The sequence below is a fragment of the Verrucomicrobiia bacterium genome, from assembly GCA_035460805.1.
Lineage (GTDB): Bacteria > Patescibacteriota > UBA1384 > CAILIB01 > CAILIB01 > DATHWI01.
Window position 1 is genome coordinate 1 of the sequence record DATHWI010000131.1, and the last position, 5,438, is coordinate 5,438.

7 protein-coding genes are annotated in these 5,438 nt (G+C 54.5%); all 7 read left to right on the forward strand.

The genetic code is table 11. From position 1 onward, the window contains the following. Positions 1 to 920, forward strand: a 920-nt coding sequence (locus VLA04_05585; protein HSI21136.1) for a hypothetical protein, incomplete at its 5' end; no start/stop codon positions are given. A 33-nt stretch (positions 921 to 953) separates the two neighbouring features. Then, positions 954 to 1,370 (forward strand): Holliday junction resolvase RuvX, encoded by a 417-nt coding sequence (ruvX, locus tag VLA04_05590; protein ID HSI21137.1) that lies wholly within the window; start codon positions 954 to 956, stop codon positions 1,368 to 1,370. Then, on the forward strand, positions 1,364 to 2,146 hold the full coding sequence (gene mltG / locus VLA04_05595; GenBank protein ID HSI21138.1) for an endolytic transglycosylase MltG: 783 nt from the start codon (positions 1,364 to 1,366) through the stop codon (positions 2,144 to 2,146). Before ruvX ends, mltG begins: the two co-directional genes overlap by 7 nt. Before the next feature lie 71 nt (positions 2,147 to 2,217). Continuing rightward, complete coding sequence (locus VLA04_05600; GenBank protein HSI21139.1) at positions 2,218 to 2,949, forward strand: hypothetical protein; 732 nt, start codon at positions 2,218 to 2,220, stop codon at positions 2,947 to 2,949. Positions 2,950 to 3,055: 106 nt separating this feature from the next. Continuing rightward, a complete protein-coding gene (locus VLA04_05605) occupies positions 3,056 to 4,108 on the forward strand; it encodes a rod shape-determining protein (GenBank protein HSI21140.1) in 1,053 nt (350 codons plus the stop codon). Further along, complete coding sequence (gene mreC / locus VLA04_05610) at positions 4,108 to 4,893, forward strand: rod shape-determining protein MreC (GenBank protein HSI21141.1); 786 nt, start codon at positions 4,108 to 4,110, stop codon at positions 4,891 to 4,893. The genes VLA04_05605 and mreC overlap by 1 nt, the downstream gene beginning before the upstream one ends. Further along, complete coding sequence (locus tag VLA04_05615; protein HSI21142.1) at positions 4,890 to 5,345, forward strand: hypothetical protein; 456 nt, start codon at positions 4,890 to 4,892, stop codon at positions 5,343 to 5,345. The genes mreC and VLA04_05615 overlap by 4 nt, the downstream gene beginning before the upstream one ends. Positions 5,346 to 5,438 lie beyond the last annotated feature (93 nt).

Sequence of the window (5,438 nt, forward strand, 5' to 3'; positions counted from 1 at the left end):
GCGAGAAAACCCACTCCTTCAAGGCCACTGGCTCCAAGGATGTCGGCGAAAAAGCAACCGGCACCGTAACCTTCAGTAACAGCTCCACCACCAACAAGCTCACCATCCCAGAGGGCACGACCATCACTGCCGGCGGTAAGACTTTTGTCACCAATGCCGCTGCCATTGTGGATGGCCTCACCATTTCTGGCGGGAAAATTACCCCAGGAAGCGGGTCTTCCCCTATCACCGCCACCGAGGCAGGTGCTGGGAGCAATATGAGCAACACACTCGGCAACAACGTGGCAGTAGGCAAAGACAGTGTCTCTACCGTAGTCACCGCCAGTGGTGGAAGCAGTAAGACTGTAACCGTGGTATCCAGCCAAGACCTAGTAGATGCCAAAGCAGAGCTGGTCAAACAGCTCACCGATGACGTAAAAGTCAAACTAGCTGACCTGCTTGCCAACCGCACCCTTACCTTTAAGGCCGACTCAGACAAGCTGGAGATGGGCGACGTAAGTAGTACGGTTCCCGTTGGCGCCGAGGCAGAGGGTGGTGAGGTGAAAGGCAGCGCTTCTATCCGCCGCACCGTGGTAGAAACATCCAAACTGGACAACGCTATTTCCGACCGCCTCCGTGGTGAGCAGCTCACCACCAAGAGCTACCAGGTCACCAGCAAAGAAATTACGGTTGCCACCCAAAGTGAGGATGGTAAACTCATGACACTTTCCGCCAAGCTGGCTGGGAAAGAAGCGCCAATCGTACCTATTGAAGAGTTCCCCGCCCTGCTTTCAGGAAAGAGCTTTGCTGCCGGGGAAAAACTCATTGAGGACCAGGTTCCCACCGCCACTACTGCCACTACCCAGCGGCCAGGTTGGTGGCCAATTAAGCGACATCCTTCAGTCAACAGGTACATTCTCATTGACCTGAAGTACGAATAGGCGTTCCGATTTCTGTTAGTAACGACAACCACGATGGCTGCACCCTACTTAGGACTCGATATTGGACTTCACCGCACCGGCATTGCCCTTTCTGAAAGCGGCCTCATTGCACAGCCGCTAACTACGGTGGAGTGGAAACTCCCCCACAGCCAACCCCTGGTGGAGGCAATCATCGCCCTCATTAACCAGTACGAGATTGCCACCATTGTGGTTGGCATGCCGCTGGGAGAAGAAGGCGAAAACACCGCCCAGGCCCTTAAAACTGCGCACCTTCTTGACCATCTCCGCGAGGGCATAAAGACTGCCGGCCTAACCACGGAAGTAGTAGAAGTGAACGAGTTTCACAGCACCCAAGACGCCCTGGCCCAGTTCCCTGATGTGGACAAAGACGCAGCCGCTGCGGCAGTCATCCTGCAGGACTACTTGGAACAAAACGGGACCGCATGGTAAACCGTTTCGTTGTCATCTTCATCCTTACCATCTGCACCCTTTTTGGCATTTTCTTTGCCGGCTGGAACATTGTGTCTGAACGCCGGAGCGCCCGGAACGCGATTGCCGATGCCAAGCGTGAGGACATCCTCATTACCGTCATCGAGGGCAAGCGATGGGAGGAAATTGCCGGACAAATGGACAGGGCGGGCATTACCTCTTTTGCGGACTTCAAAGCCATCCTAGAGGCCACCAAGAGCCCTGTAGAGGGCACTTTGTTCCCGGAGACCTACCGCTTCTTCCCTGCCACACCCGCAGGTGATGTCATTGAAAAACTCCGCCTGACCTATGCGCGCAAGCTTGTTGATGCCGCACCCACTAATGACCAGCTTATTTTGGCTTCCATTGTGGAACGTGAGGCACAGAACGATGTGGAGCGCTCAGTCATTGCCGGCATCTACCAGAATCGGTTAAGCGTCGGTATGTCCCTGGATGCCGATCCCACTGTCCAATACGCCAAGGACACCCAAGCGTATGCCAAGGCAGGCAAACCGCGGGACTTTGAGTTTTGGGGAGCCATTACCCAAGCCGATTACCGAGGCGTGATTTCACCTTACAACACATATATCAACCGAGGGCTGCCACCGGGACCCATTTGCAATCCCGGTGTTAAAAGCATCTTGGCTGCGATGAACCCGGCCGACCACGACTACACCTATTTCTTCCATCGGAATGGCGAGCTTGTGCTTTCCAAGTCCCTTGCGGAGCATCAACGGAAGTTCAGTATTAAGCGCTAGGTAAAGGCTTGCAGATTGACCTTCGGCCCCTGTTTTGGTAGAAAGACCGCACCAAACGGAGGATTTTTACATTGGAATCAATCGGTACTCTTACCCTATTCAAACACCCCAAAGACTACGGGGGTGATGGCACCCTGTTTACACTAGCTCGCTTCAAGCCTGCTGAGATGCCACTCACCGAGGACGCACAGCGTGGGCTACGGCTCGTGGGTATGTGTGCGCTCGTGGGAATGAATTTGCCCAAGGAGATCTTGGACACCGTCGCTATTGTCCCAGAAGAAGATGGTGAGAGGGTCAACCTGATCATCTCCTCTACCTTATGGGAGAAAATTGGCCTTAACCCTGGGGTCTACGGCGAATGGAAAAGCCAGGCAGTAGCCCTGTCCCGCCACATTGGCTTTACGATTGCGGGTGATACACTCCACAGCGTCTTTCGCTACACCGAAGGGCCAGCCGACCTACAGGGCTGGGACCACCCCTTTGGGCTCACCATCTTCAAAGAGCCTCAAAAGAACAATGGCGATTACTGGGTATGTTTCTGCCTCTACACAGAGGCGTCTAACCCCAATGGTGCAAGTGATGCCCAGCAACTGGTCAATAACACCCTTGCATACATCACCCGCAACACCAGCAGAAATGTCTTTATTGGGGATAGCCTCACAAGAAGCTTCGCACCGCGGGAGGGTTGGATTGAGCACAGCTTCAACTGCGATGAACGCTCTTTCCCACTAGAAGCAAACGCCATGGTTGCTGCACTAAACCTACAGGCTACACTTTCTGGGTGGGAAGTACTCATCAAGTAAGACCCTTAGCCTCTCAAAACCGGACAGAAATGTCCGGTTTTTTCATACCCAAAATTGCTCTTCCCTACCTGGCCTCACCTCGCTTTTCTTGATACGGTGTCACTATATGCGCGCCCCATTTTTCGACAAAATTGCCACTAACATCTCCCAAGATATTGGAATAGACCTGGGAACGGCCTACTCCATCGTATACGTCAAGGGTCGAGGTGTTGTGATCACCGAACCGTCCGTCGTGGCGGTAAACAAGAAGACCAAACAGGTCCTGGCTATTGGTGAAGAAGCTCGCAAAATGGTTGGCCGCACCCCTGCCCACATCGTGGCTATCCGCCCATTGGTAGACGGTGTCATCTCCGACTTTGAAGTTACGGAAGCCATGTTGCGCTACTTCATTGAAAAGGTGCACAAGACCCGTTTCGCCCTGGTTCCCCGCCCCCGCGTAGTAGTGGGTATTCCTTATGGCGTAACAGAGGTAGAGCGCCGTGCCGTAGAAGAAGCCGCCCTGAACGCCGGTGCACGCCAAGTATTCCTCATTGAGGAACCGATGGCCGCCGCCATTGGCGCCCTCCTTCCCGTGCAAGAAGCCACGGGCTGCATGGTGGTGGATATTGGCGGTGGAACTACAGAGGTGGCAGTCATTTCCCTGGGTGGCATCGTCACTTCACGCTCCCTCCGTATTGCGGGAGACGAATTAAATGAGGACATCATCACCTTTGCCCGTGAGCAGTACAACCTGCTTCTTGGGGAGCGTACGGCTGAAGAAGTGAAGATCGCCATTGGCTCTGCCTACCCCCTTGGCGACCACCTCACCTTCCCTATGCGTGGCCGTGACCTGGTAACCGGCATGCCAAAGGAAATTGTGGTGGGCGATGAGGAAATTAGGAAGGCCATTCAGAAGTCTGTCGCCGCCATTGTGGACGCAGTAAAACTGACAGTAGAAGAAACACCGCCAGAGTTGCTGGCCGATATCATGGACCGCGGCATTGTCCTAGCCGGTGGTGGCGCAAACCTGCGTGGGCTCAACCGGCTGCTCCAGGACGCCACAAACATGCCGGTGTTTATTGCTGAAGACCCGCAGACATGTGTTGCCCGTGGGACGGGTATGGTGCTCGAGAACCTGGATCATCTCCAAGAAGTCTTGCTACCAACGGTTTACCGCTAATGATTAGGCGCTACCTTTTCCTCCTTACTTTTTCCATACTCCTCCTCTTTGTCCCCATCGTTGCAGTGGGACCGCTGAGGAATGCGGCAGTCCGCGTTGTTTCTCCCGTTGCCCGCTACCTCACCGACCGTAACCTTACCTTGCAGAACTGGTGGCTTAACCTGACGAGTATCGATACCATCCGCGAAGACCGGAACCGCCTGCAGCAGCGGGTGATTGACCTGCAACGCCAGGTAATCGCCACCGAAAGCCTGCAGCGTGAAAATGAGGACCTACGCAAGGAATTAGGGGTAACCACCGCAACACGGGAGATGCCTAAGGTCTTCACCCGTATCATCCTCCAGGGCGACAACCCTTTGGATTACACTTTTACCGTAGATGCAGGACGGGCCCAAGGCATACGGGTTGGACAACCAGCCATTGCCCAAGGATCCCTTATTGGGCGCGTCATAGAAGTGCGGGAGCAAACTGCCGTCATCCGCTCCATAACCTCCTTGCAATCCAAAATCCAAGCCTGGCTTACCCCTACACAGGAGAAGGGTTTCCTAGTTGGAACGGGTAACGGGGTAATCTTGGAAGATATCAGCCAGGGCGTCGATATCCCTCAGGGCGCGATTGTGGAAACAAGCGGCCTCGGTGGCAGCCTTCCTCAGGGCATCCTCATTGGTGAAGTTGATTCCCTCCAGTCTGCCAAGAGTGACCTGGCCCAGACCTTTCGGGTACGCCTCCCCCTTGACCCAGTTCGTGTCCAATCACTCTTTATCACCCTGATTGACCAGCCATGAAGGCAGTCGGCGGCTTTATCGCTGGCTTCGTCTTGGCGCTCCTCTGTTTGAGCATGTTTACCCCCGCCGGAGGGACAGCCGTCCTTTTTGTGTACAGCGCCCTGCTCTACCTCCTCTTTTTTCACCGCAAGGGAGTGGGAATCCCACCCCTCATTGGGTTCACTATTGGGCTTGAACTCCTCAGTACGCATCGTTTTGGCACCGGGTTCGTGGCCAGTAGCGTCATCTACGGCATGTACGTTGTTTTCAACCTTAGACTACGCTTTACATCGCAGTACATCCGCTTTATAGTTGCTCTGCTCATTGGCTTGGCAGCTGCCGCGGCTATCTTGTATCCGCCCGACGGCTACGCCCACCGCCTTTTGGGCATTGCGCTTGTAAGCCTTATTATCAGCAGCATTGGCGCACTCATTCAGCGCCTCACCAACAAACCGTCGCATGAACTCCTTTGATCTCTTTGGAAATCCGGAAGGAAGGCGCACACTCCCTAATAGTGACCCAGGGAACCGGCTTTCGTATTCTGAAGATATCACCCCAATGGGCGA